This is a genomic window from Corallincola platygyrae (genome assembly GCF_039544265.1).
GTDB lineage: Bacteria > Pseudomonadota > Gammaproteobacteria > Enterobacterales > Neiellaceae > Corallincola > Corallincola platygyrae.
On the sequence record NZ_BAABLI010000009.1, the window covers coordinates 31,911 to 51,084 of the forward strand.

The 19,174-nt window shown below is 49.9% G+C and carries 21 protein-coding genes and 1 pseudogene; 8 read left to right on the forward strand and 14 right to left on the reverse strand.

Annotation, left to right across the window (positions count from 1 at the left end; translation table 11 throughout):
* Positions 1-3: 3 nt before the first annotated feature.
* From ABEA14_RS08250 to ABEA14_RS08260, 3 genes are all read right to left on the reverse strand, one after another.
* Positions 4-837: an SDR family oxidoreductase gene (locus ABEA14_RS08250; protein WP_345339457.1), complete on the reverse strand. Its 834-nt coding sequence runs from the start codon at positions 835-837 to the stop codon at positions 4-6.
* A complete protein-coding gene (locus tag ABEA14_RS08255) occupies positions 830-1,930 on the reverse strand; it encodes a glycosyltransferase family 9 protein (RefSeq protein ID WP_345339458.1) in 1,101 nt (366 codons plus the stop codon). The genes ABEA14_RS08250 and ABEA14_RS08255 overlap by 8 nt, the downstream gene beginning before the upstream one ends.
* Positions 1,931-2,026: 96 nt before the next feature.
* Positions 2,027-3,022 (reverse strand): D-2-hydroxyacid dehydrogenase, encoded by a 996-nt coding sequence (locus ABEA14_RS08260; RefSeq protein WP_345339459.1) that lies wholly within the window; start codon positions 3,020-3,022, stop codon positions 2,027-2,029.
* Positions 3,023-3,104: 82 nt separating this feature from the next.
* Between ABEA14_RS08260 and rph the strand changes: the two genes are divergently transcribed.
* Together rph and pyrE are read left to right on the forward strand one after the other, a co-directional pair.
* Entirely contained in the window at positions 3,105-3,821 is a 717-nt protein-coding gene (gene rph / locus ABEA14_RS08265; protein ID WP_345339460.1) for a ribonuclease PH, read from the forward strand.
* 12 nt (positions 3,822-3,833) lie between these two features.
* Positions 3,834-4,478, forward strand: coding sequence for an orotate phosphoribosyltransferase (pyrE, locus tag ABEA14_RS08270; protein ID WP_345339462.1), 645 nt, complete (start codon positions 3,834-3,836; stop codon positions 4,476-4,478).
* A gap of 43 nt (positions 4,479-4,521) precedes the next feature.
* On the opposite strand, the gene glgC is transcribed toward pyrE, so the two are convergent.
* Positions 4,522-5,778 (reverse strand): glucose-1-phosphate adenylyltransferase, encoded by a 1,257-nt coding sequence (gene glgC, locus ABEA14_RS08275; protein WP_345339463.1) that lies wholly within the window; start codon positions 5,776-5,778, stop codon positions 4,522-4,524.
* Positions 5,779-5,943: 165 nt separating this feature from the next.
* The gene (locus ABEA14_RS08280; protein WP_345339464.1) at positions 5,944-6,609 is read right to left on the reverse strand and encodes a DUF3313 domain-containing protein; all 666 of its coding nucleotides are present in this window, start codon (positions 6,607-6,609) and stop codon (positions 5,944-5,946) included.
* Between the two features lie 667 nt (positions 6,610-7,276).
* Between ABEA14_RS08280 and ABEA14_RS08285 the strand changes: the two genes are divergently transcribed.
* Positions 7,277-7,714 (forward strand): BLUF domain-containing protein, encoded by a 438-nt coding sequence (locus tag ABEA14_RS08285; RefSeq protein WP_345339465.1) that lies wholly within the window; start codon positions 7,277-7,279, stop codon positions 7,712-7,714.
* A gap of 959 nt (positions 7,715-8,673) precedes the next feature.
* On the opposite strand, the gene slmA is transcribed toward ABEA14_RS08285, so the two are convergent.
* The 3 genes from slmA to coaBC all read right to left on the reverse strand — a co-directional run bounded on the left by slmA (position 8,674) and on the right by coaBC (position 10,989).
* Complete coding sequence (gene slmA, locus ABEA14_RS08290; protein ID WP_345339467.1) at positions 8,674-9,267, reverse strand: nucleoid occlusion factor SlmA; 594 nt, start codon at positions 9,265-9,267, stop codon at positions 8,674-8,676.
* A 66-nt stretch (positions 9,268-9,333) separates the two neighbouring features.
* Entirely contained in the window at positions 9,334-9,789 is a 456-nt protein-coding gene (gene dut, locus ABEA14_RS08295; protein WP_345339468.1) for a dUTP diphosphatase, read from the reverse strand.
* A gap of 3 nt (positions 9,790-9,792) precedes the next feature.
* Entirely contained in the window at positions 9,793-10,989 is a 1,197-nt protein-coding gene (gene coaBC, locus ABEA14_RS08300; RefSeq protein ID WP_345339469.1) for a bifunctional phosphopantothenoylcysteine decarboxylase/phosphopantothenate--cysteine ligase CoaBC, read from the reverse strand.
* A gap of 226 nt (positions 10,990-11,215) precedes the next feature.
* Here coaBC and radC point away from each other — a divergent pair, with 226 nt between their 5' ends.
* The 5 genes from radC (at position 11,216) to mutM (ending at position 14,124) form a co-directional block, all read left to right on the forward strand.
* Positions 11,216-11,890 (forward strand): RadC family protein, encoded by a 675-nt coding sequence (gene radC / locus ABEA14_RS08305; protein ID WP_345339470.1) that lies wholly within the window; start codon positions 11,216-11,218, stop codon positions 11,888-11,890.
* Positions 11,891-12,027: 137 nt separating this feature from the next.
* Positions 12,028-12,264 (forward strand): 50S ribosomal protein L28, encoded by a 237-nt coding sequence (rpmB, locus tag ABEA14_RS08310; RefSeq protein ID WP_345339471.1) that lies wholly within the window; start codon positions 12,028-12,030, stop codon positions 12,262-12,264.
* Between the two features lie 11 nt (positions 12,265-12,275).
* Positions 12,276-12,446 (forward strand): 50S ribosomal protein L33, encoded by a 171-nt coding sequence (gene rpmG / locus ABEA14_RS08315; RefSeq protein WP_345339472.1) that lies wholly within the window; start codon positions 12,276-12,278, stop codon positions 12,444-12,446.
* A 373-nt stretch (positions 12,447-12,819) separates the two neighbouring features.
* Entirely contained in the window at positions 12,820-13,308 is a 489-nt protein-coding gene (locus ABEA14_RS08320; RefSeq protein ID WP_345339473.1) for a hypothetical protein, read from the forward strand.
* A gap of 3 nt (positions 13,309-13,311) precedes the next feature.
* Positions 13,312-14,124: a bifunctional DNA-formamidopyrimidine glycosylase/DNA-(apurinic or apyrimidinic site) lyase gene (mutM, locus tag ABEA14_RS08325; protein ID WP_345339474.1), complete on the forward strand. Its 813-nt coding sequence runs from the start codon at positions 13,312-13,314 to the stop codon at positions 14,122-14,124.
* Positions 14,125-14,137: 13 nt separating this feature from the next.
* Here the strand turns inward: mutM and ABEA14_RS08330 are convergent, their stop codons facing one another.
* The 6 genes and pseudogenes from ABEA14_RS08330 to ABEA14_RS08350 form a co-directional block, all read right to left on the reverse strand.
* The gene (locus tag ABEA14_RS08330) at positions 14,138-15,631 is read right to left on the reverse strand and encodes a tetratricopeptide repeat protein (RefSeq protein ID WP_345339475.1); all 1,494 of its coding nucleotides are present in this window, start codon (positions 15,629-15,631) and stop codon (positions 14,138-14,140) included.
* A gap of 185 nt (positions 15,632-15,816) precedes the next feature.
* Positions 15,817-16,527, reverse strand: coding sequence for a BUD32 family EKC/KEOPS complex subunit (locus ABEA14_RS08335; RefSeq protein WP_345339476.1), 711 nt, complete (start codon positions 16,525-16,527; stop codon positions 15,817-15,819).
* Positions 16,528-16,532: 5 nt separating this feature from the next.
* Positions 16,533-17,027, reverse strand: a complete 495-nt coding sequence (gene coaD / locus ABEA14_RS08340; RefSeq protein ID WP_345339477.1) for a pantetheine-phosphate adenylyltransferase — start codon at positions 17,025-17,027, stop codon at positions 16,533-16,535.
* An 81-nt stretch (positions 17,028-17,108) separates the two neighbouring features.
* The gene (locus ABEA14_RS08345) at positions 17,109-17,675 is read right to left on the reverse strand and encodes a glycosyltransferase family 4 protein (RefSeq protein ID WP_345339478.1); all 567 of its coding nucleotides are present in this window, start codon (positions 17,673-17,675) and stop codon (positions 17,109-17,111) included.
* A gap of 96 nt (positions 17,676-17,771) precedes the next feature.
* Positions 17,772-18,152 (reverse strand): annotated as a pseudogene (locus ABEA14_RS19345) (hypothetical protein); the annotation flags it as partial.
* Positions 18,153-18,161: 9 nt separating this feature from the next.
* Positions 18,162-19,172: a WavE lipopolysaccharide synthesis family protein gene (locus tag ABEA14_RS08350; RefSeq protein ID WP_345339479.1), complete on the reverse strand. Its 1,011-nt coding sequence runs from the start codon at positions 19,170-19,172 to the stop codon at positions 18,162-18,164.
* Positions 19,173-19,174: the final 2 nt, after the last annotated feature.

A 19,174-nucleotide genomic window follows, 5' to 3' on the forward strand; every position in this document is an offset into this window, starting at 1 on the left:
GAGTTAATCGGATGAATGAGATATCAAGGCTGGATAGCCAAGTTTATAAGTGGGGTATTCAAACCTAAAACCCAAGGCTTTGATGCGTTTGTTACTGCAACGTTTGTTTTGCCGACTGTCTGCCGGGCCTGATACCAGCTGAGGCCGTGGTGAATGCTGAAGCTCGGCGAGAAATGACATCACCTCATGCTGTGGCGCGGGATCATCATCGCTGCCCAGATAAATCTGCTGTAACGACGTGCCTGATAGGTGCTGGTCTATGAGGAAAGCCAGTAGCCGCGCACAATCATCCCGGTGAATGCGATTGGTATAACTCGGTGGCGTGCTCTGCACTTCCGTCAATTGCTGTGCTTTTTGCAGCAACCTTCCGCGACCTGGGCCATAAATTCCCGAGAAGCGAACGACTGTGCCGCTTTGCTGTTGGGCGAACTGCTCGCCTTCAAGCAGCACCTTGCCACTAAAACGTTTTGGTTCAGTGGCGGAGGATTCATCTACCCATTCACCGTCTTGTTGACCATAGACGCTGGTGGAAGAGACATAAAAAAGTTTGGGCTGCGTTTTTAAATGCTGCCAAAGCCGCTTCAGGCCGTCGACAAATACACGACGATAACCCGCTTCATCATGTTGGTCTGGGGTGGGTAGGTACACTAGGTAATCAAACTGCCCCGTAAGCTGAGCAACAGAATTATCCTGGCTCAGGTCTATGGCTTGGTATGCAAAGGTCGGCTCTTTAGGAAGTGAGCGCCGAAGCCCGGTTACCTGATGGCCTGCTTGGGTTAGCAGAACGCCAAGTTGCGTGCCTACGTCGCCGCAGCCTGCAATCAGCACCTTAACCATGAGGGAGGTTGCTCCCTGAGGATTTGTCAGCAGGCAGAATATTCTGTTCGTGTAACACGCGGTCGACCATGGCTTTGACTTCATCCACGGTGATCTGAGCCATCAGTTCAGCCCCTTTGACGCGGGTGGCCCAAGGCAGCTGTTGCCATGGCTTGCCGTGCTGCTCCTGGCATAATCGATCGTAGTGGTTGATCACATAATCAGGCCAGAGGTATGGACCGGTGCGGCGAGGATTAGAGTGGCAATATAAGCCTATAACCGGCGTGCCCTGGGTGACTGCCATGTGAGCGGGGCCGGTATCAGGGGCTAGTACCAGATGAGCCTGCCCGAGCAGCGCCAGAAGCTGCTTGAGGTTGGTCTGGCCCACATAGTTGGTGATATCGCCCTGGGTGGCCTGTTCAATCTGTTGCGCTAAGTTATTTTCTAGCGGTGTTGGGCCGCCGCACAGGATCACCTGCATGCCACGGTTAACTGCATGGTCCGCGATACTGGCATATCCCTCGATGGTCCAGTTGCGTTCCGCCTTGCTGGCTGCCGGCACAATAACCAAAGTAGGTTTGCCTGAATCAAAGAGGGGGGCAATGGCGGACTTGTCCTTTTCGTTTACAGGGATCTGCCACAACGGGTGTGGTGGCGCAGGTACGCCAATCGCTTCGCCAAACGCCTGGAAGCTCTCCAGCACGTGGGCATGTTGCTGTTCTTTGATGCGGCGGTTGGTAAACAGCCACTGACCTTCGCCGGCGCGGGCGCGGTCGAAACCATATTTTTTGTCGGCGCGAATAAACAGGCTCAATATGCTGGCGCGAAAAGCGATCTGCATATGCAATAGCACATCAAAGCGGCGTTTTCCCAGCTGCTGACGAACAGTCTTTATTCCATCCCAGCCCTGTTTTTTGTCATAAACGATGATCTCAACATCGGGCAGGCCTTCAAGTAGTGCCGCTTCAACTTTGCCCAGGATCCAGGTGATAGCAATGCCAGGATAGTGGCGCTGGATCTCCTGTACCGTGGCGACGGCATGGCATACATCGCCAATCGCGGAGAGGCGCAGTAAGCAGATTGAACGTGGGGCCGAAGGCGGTAACGAGGACATGATTTCCAATGGCGATGAACTGATTGCTGGTTATTATGCGTTTGCCTGACGGTTAGCGCAAAATCCTTGGAATTTCTGAGCAGGGCGTCGTAATGGTTAGTGGCTTACAACCCTTATCGGTGTGCCGTTTTTGGCGGCAAGAATATTTTCTTCCACCTGATCGACCAGCAGTTGCCGTGACTGCTGGCTGCCCCAGGCCAGATGAGGGGTAATAATCAGGTTCGGCAGGGAGACTTCCAAAAGCGGATTGCTGTTTACGGGCGGCTCTTTGCTGAGCACGTCGGTGGCAGCGCCGCCGAGTTTTTCGCTCAGCAGGGCATCCAGCAGCGCGTGTTCGTTTACGATGCCGCCGCGCGCCGTGTTTATCAGCAACGCATCTGGTTTCATTAAAGACAGGGCATTGGCATCAATCAGATCGCGGGTTTCCGCGGTCAAAGGGCAGTGTAGGGTAACTACATCAGCGTGTTTGAGCACACGTTTAAATGCTACGCGTCCGGGCCGGATAGTTTCTGCATCGGCCCGTTCTGCGACCAAGACCACCATGCCAAGCGCTTCGGCCAGATGTGCGACAGCTTTGCCGAGCGCACCGTAACCCACAATACCAATGTATTTGCCAGCCAGTTGCATGGGAGGGTGGTTGAGCATGGCGAAATGTGGTGCCTTCTGCCATTTTCGGTCACTGAGCAACTCACGGTTGGCGGGTAGCTGGTTTGCCAGTGACAGCATGAGGGCGAAAGTATGCTGTACAACAGAAGCTGTTCCGTAATTTCTGCAGTTAACTACGGTAACACCATGCTCTTCGCAGGCGATAAGGTCGATATTATTGACGCCTGTTGCGGCAACACAGATCAGCTTTAAATCGGGGGCGGCAGCCAATGCGGCGGCATCAATTTCCACTTTATTGGTGATGATAACGTGGGCTTCGGCGATTCGTTCGTGGAGCTGACTTTGCGTTGTATGGCCATGAAAGTGCCACTCTGTCAGTGACTTCTTTAGTTTTTCCAGCTTGAGATCACTGGGATGAAGAGAATCAAGATCCAGACAAACGCCTTGCCGCAGAGAGGGGAGGTGGATTGATTTCGGTTCACTCACTGATAACTTCGCCTTTTAACGCTCAACTACACGACTATAATAGTGGCCCCTAAAAGATATGTAGCAATTTATCGGAGCCCATATGCGCCCAAGCGGTAGAACCACAGATCAGGTACGCCCTATTAAAATCACTCGCAACTACACCTGCCATGCCGAAGGGGCAGTGTTGGTGGAGTTTGGTAACACCAAAGTATTGTGTACTGCCTCTGTCGAAACCTCTGTTCCGCGATTCCTGAAAGGGAAAGGCCAGGGCTGGGTTACCGCTGAGTACAGCATGTTGCCACGGGCTACCCATAGCCGCAATCAGCGAGAAGCTGCAAAGGGTAAACAAGGCGGTCGAACCTTAGAAATTCAGAGGTTGATCGCACGCTCACTGCGCGCTGCCGTGGATTTGGAAGCACTGGGGGAGAACATGATCACACTAGACTGTGATGTGTTGCAGGCCGATGGTGGCACCCGTACAGCATCTATCACTGGCGCTTGTGTTGCGCTGGTGGACGCGCTGAACTGGATGGTTGAACAGAAAATGCTGCCTGCCAGTCCGTTGAAGCAAATGGTTGCTGCTGTTTCTGTGGGTATCTACAAAGGTCAGGCAGTATGCGATCTGGAGTACCTGGAAGACTCTGACGCTGAAACCGATATGAACGTGGTGATGACCGATGCAGGCAAGATGATTGAAGTGCAGGGCACCGCAGAAGGCGAAGCATTCAGCTTTGAAGATCTGGATCAGATGTTGGCTCTGGCTAAAACGGGCATCGAAAGCATTATTGCGGCGCAGAACGCGGCATTGGCAGAGTAAGAGGCAAGCGGAATGAAAGATTATCAAAAAGCGTTTATCGAGTTTGCTCTGGAGCGCGAAGTGCTGCGCTTTGGTGAATTTACTCTGAAGTCTGGCCGCACCAGCCCCTATTTCTTTAATGCTGGCCTGTTTAACACCGGTCGCGATTTGGCGCGTTTAGGTAAGTTCTATGCTGCCGCGTTGCAGGATGCTGGTATCCAATATGACGTGTTGTTTGGCCCCGCTTATAAAGGGATCCCAATCGCCAGTGCCACCGCAGTGGCGTTGGCAAACGAGTATGATGTTGATACGCCATACTGCTTCAATCGCAAAGAAGCTAAAACCCATGGCGAAGGCGGTAATCTGGTGGGGTCACCCCTCTCCGGTCGAATTATGCTGGTAGATGATGTGATCACAGCGGGCACGGCTATCCGTGAATCAATGCAGATCATTGACGACAATGGTGCCGCTTTGGCGGGTGTGTTGATTGCTCTGGACCGTCAGGAGAAAGGTCAGGGTGACTTGTCTGCGATCCAGGAAGTGGAGCGTGACTTTGGTTGTGAAGTTGTATCCATCGTGACTCTAAAAGACCTGATTGCATATCTGGCACAGCAACCAGGCCGTGAGGCGGAGCTGGCTTCAGTTCAGGCCTATCGTGAGCAATACGGTATCGCGTAACGGCTCCTGAATAGCCGAGGATTAAAGCGCCTGAGGTGCAGTCTTACAGGCGTTTTAATCTCTCTTTGGTCACAACCACAATCCCATCTTCCGTGACCAGAAAGCGTTCTGCATCCAGTTCTGCATCTTCCCCAATCACTGTGCCATCGGGTATCACACACTCCTCGTCGATAATGGCATGATTGATCAGGCAGTTTTTACCTATCTTGGTTTGTGGCAGCAGGATGCAATGGTGCACTTCACTGCCTGCGGCGACACACACATCGTAGCTGAGTACACTGCGGCTTACTTCAGCACCAGAAACAATACTGCCTGCAGAGATCAGTGAGTCAGAAACAATACCGGGCTCACCATTCTTTCCTCTTGAGAGTTTACCTGGTGCGCGTTGTTCCTGGTGGCTGGTAATGGGCCAATAGGGGTCGTAAAGGTTAAGGCGGGGCAGGGGGGCCAATAGCTCCATATTACCGTCGAAATAGGCCTCAATGGTTCCTACATCTTTCCAATAGCCGGGATTGCCCTCGCTATCGACAAAATCATAAGCATGCAGGTGGCAGCCACTGGCAAGCGCTTTTGGCAGAATGTCATAACCAAAGTCGTTCTGCGACTCAGGGCACTGCGCATCATCGTGAAGCAATTCTTTTAGCAGCGGTTTATTAAACGCGTAGATCCCCATAGATATCCGGACCATGCCCGGTCGACTTTCGAGACCTTTAGTATCACTGGGCTTCTCTACGAAGCGCTGGATCCTGCCGTTGGCATCTGTGACAACCACACCAAACTGATGTGCCATATGGCTGGGCACTTCCATGGTGGAGATGGTGATATCGGCATTTGAATCTGCGTGCTGCTCCATCATTGTCAGGTAATCCATGCTGTAAACATGGTCGCCCGCGAGTATCAGTGCGTAGTCGATGGGGTGGCGTTCTAACAACCAGAAGTTCTGATGCACGGCATTCGCTGTGCCTGTGTACCAGTCACATTCGGCGCGCTGTTCTGCGGGCAGCACCGCAACGTACTGACCCTGCTCACCTGTGTATTTTCCCCAGGTGCGCTGAATATGCGCGATTAAGTAGAAGGCGTTGTACTGGGTTAGCACGCCAACGCGATGGAAGCCTGAGTTAAAACAGTTAGATAGTGTGAAGTCTATGATCCTGTACTTACCACCGAAGAAGGTGGCTGGTTTTGCTCGTGCTTGAGTTAAGTCGTGTAGTCGTGTTCCACGACCTCCAGCCAGAACCATGGTAAATGTTCGCTGGCAGACGTCAGGATAAAAGCGTGCGGGTGGCTTCATCACTTTCATAGGCTTAACTCTTTTCGCAAATAACCATTTGATGGTTAAGGGTTAATAAAGTTTAGTCTAAGCCTGCAGATTGTGAAGGAAGTCAACTTGTTGATTTTGTGTGAAAAATGTTGTGATTAATAAAAAGGCTGACATTAGTCAGCCTTTTTCAGCAAAGCTCGGAAGTTACTTGCCTGCGGCTCTGGCTTTAACTTCGCTGGTCAGTTGTTTTGCCCATGCATCCAGTTGCGGATAGAAAGCTTCGATGCCCTGTTCTTTAAGTACTTCAGGGTCAACGTCATCACCAGCCAGGCGTCTGACCGTCTGTGCTACCACTTTGCCACTTTCCTTATCGACGGCTTCGGCTTCCAGAAACAGCACTGGAACCTCATCTCGGTTGCCACTGGCTTCCATGGCACCCGCCACCAAAAGGGTGATAGGCAGGTACTGATAAAACTCCAGATCCGCTGAGCCAGAGCTAAAGCCGGTTATCGCCGGTTTTACGATAAGTGTGTTTGTGCCTTCAGCGCCTGTTTCGATCGCACCAGGAAGGTCTTTATCCAAAGCTTTAACCAGATACTCAGCAAATGCTGCTTGTTTATCTGCGGCAATGCCTTCTTCGTCGCTCAGCTTAGGAGATAACCAAATCTTCGCATCTTGTATTTCGACTGAAGCGTAATTTGCTACATCATAGTCGTCGGCATACCAGGCTAATCGCGTATCATCGTCTGGTACGGGTTTGAGTTTTGAGTAGTCTTCCAGATAGCCTGAGAATGTTTCCTGAGTTTCTGGAGCAGAGGCGCAAGCGCCAAGAAGTGCGATAGATAGCGTCAGTGCCAAAGGTTTCAACATAAGTAACGTCCTGCTTTATTTGAAGTATTTTATTCCTGCAGGCTTCTACATTAGAGAGTTTTGGTTAGAAAAAAAAGACAAGAGAAGTTGAATTAAAGAAAAAACGGGGCACATTCGAAAATGTGCCCCGCTTATAAGGAATTATGTCGTCCACCGAACATATGTCCTTTCAACTTCCATGTTGGCTATTTGCCTCGGCTTTTCCGTCAGCCTGTCCTTTTCTTATCCTTAAGAGGCGTTTATCCTAAACACCGCGCTTCATCCTGAAGCTGTTCCGTTATGAGTCAATCCAGACTCAGTCCTCTGCTTCCTGCATCGAACTCACCTTGAGGTCGAATAGAGACTTCCTGTCCCGTCCAAGTCAGTATCCATCTGACAGTTAAAATATTAGTTATCTGGTGCGCGTTAACAATGCGTTAAAAACAAAGTTTTTTTGTTATGAGTGGATTAAAAAACATTCGTTAGACCATAAAAATAAATAAAACATAAGGTTATGGTTAGGCGGTGGTTTGATCTCTGCGCAAAGATTCCTGAATGTCGCACACAAATGTAAGAGATCTCGCACAAGAAACTGAGGCGATATCTCTTTCTTCCACCAACTGACTTGCTTATCTGTTAGAAATGCTCAGGATAAAAATGCACTCATCAAGTCATAGAAAGGATACTGATGGCACTCATTGAGCTGGTTTATCGCAGCCGAACCGAAATCGAATGGACGCACTCGTCGCTGTCTGAATTGTTGGCGCACAGCCGAGAAAACAACCTGGTTGCTGGAGTCTCTGGTGTATTGCTATACCGCCCAGGAGAGTTCCTGCAGGTGCTTGAAGGGGAAGAGGCTGGTGTTATTTCATTGTTTCAACACATTTCGCAGGATCCTCGGCACTTCGATATCGAAACTCTGCGCATGGGTCAGATAGACGATAGAAACTTTCCGAAGTGGAGTATGGGCTTTGACGCGCCTGTCACAGCAAAACAATCTCAACCGGAGTTGGACAAGCTCGTACTAGACGGTGGTCTGTGTGATAAACGATTTGCGGCACTGAGGGCAAAGTTTTGTTCAGTGACTTATGAACTACTAAAGCAGTTTATTAATCGAGAGCTTTAGAGTGGTCTAGATAGCAAATTAGTGGTTTGGAATTTATTCGTCACAAAAAGAAGCGGGCACAGCTTTCGCTGTGCCCGACAATCGGTCTTGAAACATCCGGTTTCTATGGTGCTTTCCCTGCAGACTTCCGTATCAAGGTGGTTCCGATCCACATCCTAACCAATCCTTTGGAGGTCCTGGCGTCATCCTGACTTGTGACATATCCTATGCCACACTCTTCATCCTGAAGGTGTCCCTTAGCTCGTCCTGAGCGGTCCTTTCAGCGTCCTGCTAAGGCCTACTTCCATCTAAGCCCAACTGCGTCCCTACTTCTATCCTGAGGAAGTCAGCGTCCTGCTGACGTGTATAAGAATACGATCTTGCAGGTATTTAACAATGCATTAACCAGCAATTAGTATTTTTGAATTTTAATGTCACAAACGGAAGTTGATATAAAACATATATAAAACATGGTGATAGATTGATTTGTGAGAGTCTGACGATAGTCATGTCACACAGATCTCTCACGTGTTTGTGCGAGATCTCGCACAAGATTGATAGCCAATGTCGTAAAACGATTTGCTAATTAACTGTCGAACGGGTCACAGTTTTGATGCCTATGCAGCTGTTGTGGTTGTCCACTGGCACAGGAATCTTTATTGTTCTTCGCTAATAGAAGAGTTTTACTGCCGTGCGCTAACGTCTGTACGCGTGGTAACACGAATAAAAAGAACAAGCGCCCCAGCGGTTAAGTCCGTCAGGGCAGCGCCACCTAGGTGGATATCTCTCAGGTAAGTTGCCCGTGTCTTTTAGACACGGGCTTTTTTTATGTTCAAGGATGAACGGTATGACGCGGGTGCATGGATGCACAGGAGCGTCGATGTACAGGAAGAACGGGTGGTACTTGTCCCTCTCCAAGGGGAGAGAGACAGGGGAGGGATTCGATTGCTAGCCCAGACAGGCTCTCAATAACGGGCTTATTAAGCGTTCAGCAACTGACCTTTTAACATCAGCCATAAGGTGTCAAAGTCGGTACTTGGCTTGCGCTTAAAGTCACTGCGTACATATTGGCAGATACGGCCTTCGGCATACGCCAGCAGCATATTCGCCAGAATACCTTCGCTCACTTGGAAGCCTTGACCTTCACGTAGTGCTTTCTCGCGCAGTACCTGTTTGATGTGTACTTCTATTTTTTCTAGTAGAGATTGCACATGACCGCGAAGGCGAATGTGTTCACCGGTCAGAGCATCACCATTCAGGATCCGGCACAAACCCGGGTTACGCTCTGCAAAAACCAGTAGTAACTGAAGGATGTGATGTACGCGATTGAGTGTGTCTTTCTCTTCATCCAGGATCAGGTTGATACGAGACAATAGCGACTCGTCGATAAACGCAATCAGCCCTTCAAACATCTTGGCTTTCGATGGAAAGTGGCGATATAGGGCTGCTTCAGATACGCCCACTTCTGATGCCAGTTTTGCGGTTGTTATGCGCTCTCCTGGCGAGGTTTCCAGCATGCCAGCCAGGCATTGCAAGATCTCTTCACGACGGTTTTTTCGCTGCGTTGCAGCCATAAAATTCCCCTGTACTTCCTAGGGTCTGTTGACCTTTACTACTCTCAGCGGATTGCTGGGCCGAAACTACTTATGGCCAGAAGAGCCAAAGCCACCTTCGCCACGCTCACTGGCATGGAACTCGTCGACAATCGCTAGCTCGGCTTGTACAACAGGCACAAACACCAGCTGTGCGATACGGTCGCCAGGCGCAATGGTGAAGCTCTGGTTGCCGCGGTTCCAGCAAGAGACCATCAACTGTCCCTGGTAGTCTGAGTCAATCAGACCCACCAGATTACCAAGCACGATGCCATGTTTATGGCCAAGGCCAGAACGAGGAAGAATCACGGCCGCCAGTGCCGGGTCAGCGACGTGGATCGCCAAGCCTGTGGGGATCAGGAAGGTTTCACCCGGATCCAGTGTGATCTGGTCGTCTAAACAGGCGCGCAGGTCCATACCGGCTGAGCCAGGGGTCGCATATTCAGGGAGAGGAAATTCGTCGCCAATGCGTGAATCAAGGATCTTAACTTCAATCTGTTTCATCTGTTATTGCTTCCGATAAGCTTGGTTTACCTGCATCAGCAGCTGGCTGGCGAGGTTTGATTTGCTGGTCGCTGGCAGTAACAAACTACCATTGGTCCAATAAAGCGTGAGCGCATTCTGGTCGGAGTTAAATCCGATGCTTGGATCGCTGACGTCGTTTGCCGCAATCATATTCAGTTTTTTCTTTTCTAACTTACCGCGAGCGTATTTTTCGACGTCATGGGTCTCTGCTGCGAAGCCAACGGTAAAGGGGGCGTCAGACAATGCGGCAACATCTGCCAGAATGTCTGGGTTTTTCACCATGGTCACAACCATCTGATCGTTGTTCTTCTTGATCTTGGCATCAGCGACTATTTCTGGCCGATAGTCTGCTACGGCAGCACATCCAATAAAAATATCCTGTTGGCCAATTCGTCCCATGACAGCTTCGTGCATCTCCGTGGCACTGGTAGCGTTGATACGGTCAACGCCTTGTGGGCAAGTCAGTGATACCGGGCCACTGATTAGAGTGACCTGAGCGCCCATCTTCGCAGCCTGTTCAGCGATGGCATAACCCATCTTTCCTGAGCTGTGGTTACTGATGTAGCGCACGGGATCGATCGCCTCGCGAGTGGGGCCTGCGGTGATCATGAGCTTGACCCCTTGCAGTGCTTTGTCAGCGAAATGATGTTCTATATTGGCCAGGATCTCTGCGGGTTCAATCATACGTCCCGGACCGACATCACCACAGGCTTGTTCGCCCTCTGCAGGGCCCCAAATCAGTGCCCCTCGGGAAGCCAGAGTTTGCAGGTTATCCTGTGTCGCATGAGCAAGATACATCTGCTGATTCATGGCTGGCGCAACAGCGATTGGGGCATCGGTTGCCAGACAGGCAGTAGAAAGCAGATCGTTTGCCATTCCCACCGCCATGCGGGCAATAAGGTCGGCGGTGGCAGGGGCTATCACCAATAGGTCCGCCCATTTGGCTAACTCAATATGTCCCATCGCGGCTTCCGCCGCTGGGTCAAGCAGATCATCGCTGATCGGATAACCACTGACAGCTTGAAGCGTAAGTGGGGTGATAAAGGCTTTTGCGCCTTTGGTCATCACGATGCGCACATCGGCGCCACGCTCTTTCAGGCGACGGGTCAACTCAACACATTTATACGCAGCGATTCCCGCGCTGATCCCCAGCAGGATCTTTTTTCCTTGTAACGACATAGGACTGAACTGACTGAAAATTTCCGGCTACTTTACCACAGCCTTATATGGGATCTATGGCCAAAAGGGGCTTTATTGACCCGAGCTGGATTTTTATCTTTCATTGCGCTAAAAACGAACAGTCAACACGCACAGCAAGGCTTCTGGTGGCAGTGAATACTTACTGTTGGCTGTATGTTGTGTCAGCTTTTTCATACAGACAGGGGATCAGGGAGGATCCGAAATCATGGCAATTGTTGATTGGCCCAAGGGAGAGCGGCCGAGGGAAAAATTAATGGCACTCGGCGCTAGCGCGCTATCTGACGCTGAGCTATTGGCTATTTTTTTACGCACAGGTATTCAGGGAATTGATGCTGTCACGCTTTCGCGGCAACTGCTGGAACAGTTTGATGGCCTGCCTCAACTACTGCGTGCAAGCAAACGCCAATTTTGTTCTGCAAAGGGGCTGGGCGAAGCCAAATATGTGCAGTTGCAGGCAGTGATGGAACTCAGTCGAAGAGTTTTCAGCCACGCGATGCATGAAAGCGATGTTCTATCGGACCCGAAAAAGGTTGCTCAGTTTTTGCAGGTGAGGTTAGGGCAAAGTCCTATCGAGCAGTTTGCTGTGCTGTTGCTCGATAGTCAGAACCGAGTGCTTGAGCTCAAGGTGTTGAGTGAGGGGACAATAAACCAAGCGGCCGTCTACCCAAGAGAGGTGATGCGGGCCGTTATTGAATCCCATGCCGCGGCGGTTATATTGGCCCACAATCACCCGTCTGGGGTGTGTGAACCAAGTGAAGCAGACCGATTATTAACAGACAAATTGATCGCAACCCTGGCTTTTATTGATGTTCCGGTGCTGGATCATCTGGTAGTTGGGCGCCACAGTGCTGTATCATTCGCCGCCCGCGGGTGGATTTAATTTCTTCGAAGCGAAGTTTTTCTTGATCTACAGGTGGGACTGCTGTATAAAATGCGCCCTCCTGCGCCTTGGGCGACGGCCGTTAATAGGGGCGCGGTACGCTCGAGCTAAAAAGTTTTATATCGGAGACGACTGACATGTCTAAAGTATGCCAAGTAACTGGCAAGCGTCCGGTTGTCGGTAACAATCGCTCTCATGCGAAGAACGCGACCAAGCGCCGCTTTTTGCCAAATCTGCAATCTCACCGTTTTTGGGTTGAGAGTGAAAAGCGTTTTGTGAAGCTTCGTGTTTCTACCAAGGGTATGCGAATCATCGACAAGAAGGGTATCGAATCAGTTTTGACTGAGCTTCGTGCCCGTGGTGAAAAGGTTTAAGGGGCTAGATCATGGCGAAGAAAGGCGTTGCTGAAAAGATCCGTCTGAACTCATCAGCTGGAACTGGTCACTTCTACACGACGACCAAAAACAAGCGCACTATGCCTGAGAAGATGGAGATCAAAAAATATGATCCCGTTGTTCGCAAGCATGTGATGTACAAAGAAGGCAAAATCAAGTAATTGATTGCGTTTGATTTGTTTGAAAAGCCCGGCTTATGCCGGGCTTTTTGTTATGTACAGGAAGTACGGTATGACTCGGGTGCATGGATGCACAGGAGAGTCGATGTACAGGAAGTACGGTCGAAAAATTGCTCCTGCATTTTCGACATTTCCGCCATTCTTGGCGGTCGTATGACTCGGATGCATAGATACCTCGAACACACCACCCAAAACACTTTAATAGGTCACGCCCTGTTCATGGCGTAATAGCCTCTTAGCTATTCCTTAACTATCTACTTTCTATGACTATTTTCCTTTAGCTTCTTTGCCGATGCCTCCTTGCTGAGTTAGTGATAGCATGGCGTTTTGCGGTACTGGATAAGAGATAACAGCTATGGCACTCACTAAACGGCAATGGAATAACGTGCTGATCTTCGCATCGCTAAGCATGATTCTGCTGTTTAACGTCACCCACAAGCGTTGGCTTTCATCTGATGAACACGAACGTCTTGAACTTGTCCCTGCTGATGCAACGGTGTTAACGCTGGACCTTCCTGCCGCCTCTTTGGAGCTAATTGGCAAAGGATGGCGAGTGACACCTGCCGATGTCATTTCTCCTACTGAAGCTGAAAAACTGGTTCAGCAATGGTTGGGACTCTCGGCCACTCCTGTTCTGCCGGAATTTGAACAAGCCGCCAATGCTGCGTTGTCTCAACCCGACCTGGTGATCCGAGTGTTGCTTGCTGGAGAACAAAACCCGAGAACGATCTTGTTGGCCCGGACGAACCAACGCTGGTTTGTCGCCATGGGTGACAAGAGAGGCGAGCTGTCTGATTTAACCGTCAGGTTTATCCTGCCTGAATATATGAGGTCACCAAGATAAGTTATGCCTGAGTTACCAGAAGTTGAGGTGAGCTGCCGAGGTATTGCACCGCACTTGGAGGGAAAAACAATTACTCAAGTGGAAGTGCGAAACCCTTCCCTGCGTTGGCCTGTACCGGAGGAGGTGCAGCTGCTTGAGGGGCAAACTGTGTTGGCGGTTAAGCGTCGGGCCAAGTATCTGCTGCTGGAAACTAAGGCGGGCACGGCGATATTGCATTTAGGTATGTCGGGAAGGCTGAGAGTGATAGATGCATCTGAAGTTGCTGAAAAGCACGATCACGTCCAAATCCACCTTGATAGTGGCAAGATGCTCAGGCTGACTGACCCCAGACGTTTTGGTGCTTTTTTATGGGGGGCTGACGCTCCGCTCTCTCATCCACTTTTGCAAAAGCTTGGGCCGGAGCCGCTTACTGAGGATTTTGATGGCGAACGCCTCTATCAATTGAGTCGTGGACGGCGTTCAGCTGTTAAGACCTTCATTATGGATAATCATATTGTGGTTGGCGTGGGGAATATCTACGCTAACGAAGCATTGTTTGCTTCGGGTATCAGCCCCAAAACAGCGGCAGGTAAGATTTCTAAGGCGCGTTATCAACGCCTGACTGAAGAGATAAAGCGCGTGTTGGCGAAAGCGATTCAGCAGGGCGGAACGACCCTTAAGGACTTCACTCAGAGTGATGGTAAGCCCGGTTATTTTGTGCAAGAGCTGCAGGTATACGGAAAAGGTGGAGAGCCCTGTCCTGTTTGCGAGAGCCCGTTGAAAGAGATTAAGCTGGGGCAGCGCAGCACGGTGTACTGCGCGCAATGTCAGCGATAGCCAAGGCTATGCATTAGCGAATAAACCGCTGATAGGCAGCCTCCTGAGCTTCCAGCAACTCGATTTCATCAAACTCGATCAGCAGGCGGTCGCGTTTTACCGCAGCGATCTCATTACCCGTCGCTGCTGCAACCGAATAAAGGATATAGGCCTCTTTTAGCTGATACCTATCGTCGTAGTAGCTTTCATGAAGTGTCGCCAGATTCAACGCCGCTTTCTCGCTCCCCATCGAAACGGCTTGCTGATACCAGCGCTTGGCCAAGGACAAATCGATTGCACCATTGATGCCGTGTTGATAGACGACTGCCAAGTTATTCGCTGAAGGTGCGTGGCCTTTTGCTACCGCGCGTTCTAACCATTGAATCGCCTGTCGGCGACTGTTGTCGCTACCTTGGGTCAACAATTTAATGGCTAGTGTATTCTGCGCTTCTATATCGCCTTGTTGAGCCTCCCTTCGGTAGTAGCTGATGCTGCGGTTGCGTTTACCCTGATGCTCAAACAGGTCTAGCAAAGCTTTCGCCTGATTCGTATCAACATCTTGGCCGCGTTCTTTCAGATGACGCTCTAATGAACGTAGCTGGTACTCTGCAGCAGGATGATCTTGCTTGGCCGCTTGCCTATACCAGAACAGGATATCTGCTAGCTCGTCGCGGCTTTGAGCGCGCTCTTCAAGCAAACCTGCCAATTTGTATTGCGCATCTGGATCTCCTCGTTCGGCAAGTCGGGTCAGAAAATTCAGACTTTTTTCCATGTCGCGAGGTGCTAGCGTGCCGTATTCATAAGCAGAGGCGAGTGCAAACATAGCATCTTCATGACCACCATCTGCAGCGATAAGATAGTGCTGCAATGCACGGCCGTTATCCGCGACCACAAGTTCGCCAGTTTCATAGAGTAGACCCATCAGCATATTGGCATCGGCGTTACCTTTATTTGCCGAACTTTCCAGCCAGTACAAAGCACGGTCAGTGTCGGTCAGGATCCCATCTCCCTGCAGCAACTGCCTTCCCAACCTGGCTTGCGCGCCAGCATTGCCTGCCTCGGCGGCTTGTATAGTTAGCTCCAGAGCGCGTTGGCTATCGATAGCAACCCCTAAACCCTCTTCATAACAGATCGCCAGGTTACTTAAAGCTGAGGGCTGAGATTCAAATGCGGCCTTCTGGTACCACTGGAACGCCTGTTGATAATTTTGAGTGACACCGCGTCCCTGCCGAAATAGCACACCAAGGTTGTTTTGCGCTTTTAAGTGACCTTGCTGGGATGCCTGCAGATAATGTTCATAGGCGGCCGTGTAATCGGGCTCCCCCAGTAACTGGCTTTGATAAAGCACGCCCAAACTATATTGGCTGTCAACATGGCCACGCTGGGCTGATTGGCGCCAGTAGGATTCAGCATCCTGATAGTCACCTTCCTGGTAGGCTTTCATACCTTTTTCGTAATTGGCGTAGCAGAGGTGAGACCAAAAAAAGAGGGCAAAAGTGAATAGCGGCGAAACAACAACACGTCGCATTGTGGGTATCCTTATTATCGTTATTAGAGTAAATACTTGACTAAACTAGTCAAGAGATCCGATGAGTGCCAATCGGCTTAACGAAAATTGGATAAAAAATGTGCGGAAGATCGGAAAGCAACAGCTACATCATGCTTATGTTTTGCTGTTGCTTTGGACTATCAATTGAGCTGTAGGCTTTTGCATCACGAGCGCATAGGTTTACCACGACCTAAATTGCGTATCTTTTGCCTGAGGCTCAGTAGCCTCAAACTGAAGAAGTAAAAAACACGTTTTCGCAGCGTCGGTTTTTCCAATTCTGCGAAGTAACAGTGCCAGAATTTCTTCATCACAGTGGCGTCGTAATTCAGCGTGCTGCGGTAGATTTTGAATAACTCACGAGATACCAATATTTGATGGCGCAGGGAGCGAGGCGGCTGCTTGGTGGCCTTGCCAAAATCGATGATCACCGGTGCTTCGCCTGCTTTTATGAAGTTGTACAGGTAGGGGTCGTTGGTTGTGATCCCCTGCTGATGGAGCTTGGTCAGGTAGCGGGCAACACTTGGGAACTGTTTGCTCGACAGGCGTTCAAGCATGCTCCCCTGAATAAATTCACGCAGGTAAAGCGTGGTTTTTTTATCTCCTTCGACCCAAGTTTCAAAGCCATAGCTTTTCGGTCGTAATACACCTTGAATTTGCTCAAGAATTTCGTGCTCAGTTTGCCATGGAGCCCCTTTTTTCGATTTAGTCTTCGAGGTGTATTCAAATAGTTTGGCGACTATAGGTACACCCTCAAGGTCAATCGTCAGAGTGAGTCTTCTACCTTCACCAAAAGTTTGGTCGACCAGGGTTTTTCCTTCGCCTGCAAGGATGCGCTTGTGTATCGCTTTAAAATCGAAGTGAGGTTGTTCGGCCATGATGATTACTGTTTTCTTTCTGCTACCAGGCGCAGCAGCGCCTGACCAACATCGGGGTGTACAAATTGTTCGACATCGCCGCCATGCAAAGCAACTTCGCGAACAAGTGTGGATGAGATAAAAGAGTTGGATTCTGACGGGGTCAGGAACACGCTCTCTAACCCTGGCATCAAGCGTCGGTTCATATTGGCGAGTTGAAACTCATACTCAAAATCGGAAACAGCCCGTAGTCCACGGATCATAACATTGGCGTCGTGGGCTTTAGCGAAGTTAACTAAAAGCCCAGAGAACCCAACGACTCTGACTTTATCGGCTAGGTGCTGAGTGGCTTGTTCCGCCATCACAATGCGTTCTTGTAATGAGAACCATGGCTTTTTACTGGGGCTCTCTGCGATACCCACGATGATTTCATCGAACAACTTCGCGGCGCGTTCAATCAAGTCAGTATGACCATTGGTAATCGGGTCAAAAGTGCCGGGATAGATAACTCGCGTGGTCATTCAGAAAAGTCCTTAAAAGTGCAATTGTTGCCAATAATAGCGTTGCAGTAGGCGTGGTCAAATTATGAAAGTGGCTATCAATCAATGAAGTGTGCCGTCACAAAGTTCGCCATAAAGCACCAGATAGCGGCTTGCTAATTTATCGATGGAATAATTTTTAAGCTCATTGCTCGCCTGCTCGCAAAGTTTCTCTCGCTGGTCGGGGTCTGATGCAAGCTCAATCAATACCTCAAAAAGGCTTGATGTATCTCCTGCGGGAATCAATCGTCCCGTTTGATGATCCTCTATTAGGTCTGGTATGCCGCCAGCCTCACTGCCAATGACGACTGCTTTGTGCTGCCAGGCTTCAAGAATTGTTGAGCCCAACCCCTCAGTAAGAGACGGAAACAATAGGATATCTGTCGCAGACAAATAGTTGCCTATGTCCTGCTGATGGCCAAGAAAGTCCAAATTTCTCAATCCCGTAGCAAGCGCTTTCAACTTTTCTTCTTCCGGTCCCGAGCCCAGTATCAGAAACTGTAGACTTGGGTGTTCCGCTTGGCATCGACGAGCGACATCGATAGTGAGATGAACACCTTTATGGTGTAGTAATTTACCCACCTGAGATACGAGCAGCTTTCCTTTGTATTGGGATCGAATTTTCGCCACTTTATCTGCGTCCGCTGTAAAACTAGAAAAGGTGCTTGGGATAATGTCAGTGCGAATATTCTGATCCAGCTTATTCACTTGTGCAGCAATCGCCCTACTGAGACAAACGACCGAAGCGGCTCTCAAATAAGCGGCTCTTGTGGTTACCTTACTTTTCAGCGGGTTATCTACACGTCGGGTAATTATGTAGGGTATTTTCTTTAGTTTGGACTGTATTGCACACCAGTATACAGCTTTGCCATCGTGGGCATGAAACAGATCGGGTTTGAGCCGACTAAGCGCAAAGTGGCCAAGAAAGTGGTGGGTTACCTCAAAGGTCGTTATTCCGATATCCACTAACATTTGAGTTAAAGGCGAACCCTTGAGTACCACGACAGTTTGTTTCACACTCTGGTTACGCAACTCATTGATCAAATTGAAAGTTTGTCGCTCTCCTCCGCTGAACCCCCGTGCTAGGTTGACGTGACATATGTGCATTTCGCTGGTTTAACTCCGCTGCTTTGCTTGCTGTTTCTTAAGACGCAGCGCGCCTTCGAGCCGCTTTGGCGTCAGCAGAATGAGGCGTAATAGTTTGGTTCTAACAATGTCCGCCAAATTGCCTGGAATCGCGTGTGCAGGGTCGCAGTACTTCTTGTAAAGGCGCTGCCATGCTAGGTGGTGAATATAGGTGATTAAACTGCCAATGCGATTAGCGCGTTCATCACCACTGAATTTGGTATTTAAGCCCAAACCAATCACCTCAGGCTCTCCGATCACCAAGTTGTTGACGTAACAGAGGTCTGAGATGCGTTTCAGTGCTGGACTGTAATCGTGCAGATGTTTGATCTGAATGGAGGGATCGAACTTCTGCAACGCTTTTAGCCAGAATCGCTGGGTACAGTCGGGCATAAAGCAGGGGAAGCCATCGTGTTGCTCTTGGCCTTTGCGCGATTCGTCATAAACCAGGTCGTCAAACCAGGGGATATCCCACAGGGCCAGTACGTCCTCGGTCAGACCAAAATAGAAAAAGTCGCAGGCATGAAACACGACCGGCAGGCCTTTAGCGTAGTCGCGGGTAAAAGTGTTGTTTACCACCACGCGCTCTTTTAAAAAGCAGTACTCACTGGCACGCTTTGGAAAAGCCTGCTGTAGATGTTTGAAGGCGTCACTGGTCAGGAAGTTATCTGAACGCAGTTTCATCGCATACTTGGTTTTGACCCGCTTCAAGCCGTTTAGGGTCGAGACTAACTGGCGATTATTGTTGGTTTTGTCTGCAGTGCCATCGGCCCGATAACGGTTGATATTTGGGCCAGGATCTTTGTTGAGTAGCAACTCGTCGTAGTCCAAACCCTCTGTGGGCTGTCCTTCCCATGTGGATAGCAGGATATGTGCGCCGGGTAGGTATTTGCGAATACTGGCCAGAGAGCGAACTGTGATCCCCTCATCCATATTTCGGTCGGGTAGCGCCTGTACCGGCCCCTGAACGACAACAGTGATATCTTGGTTTGCAATACTCATGG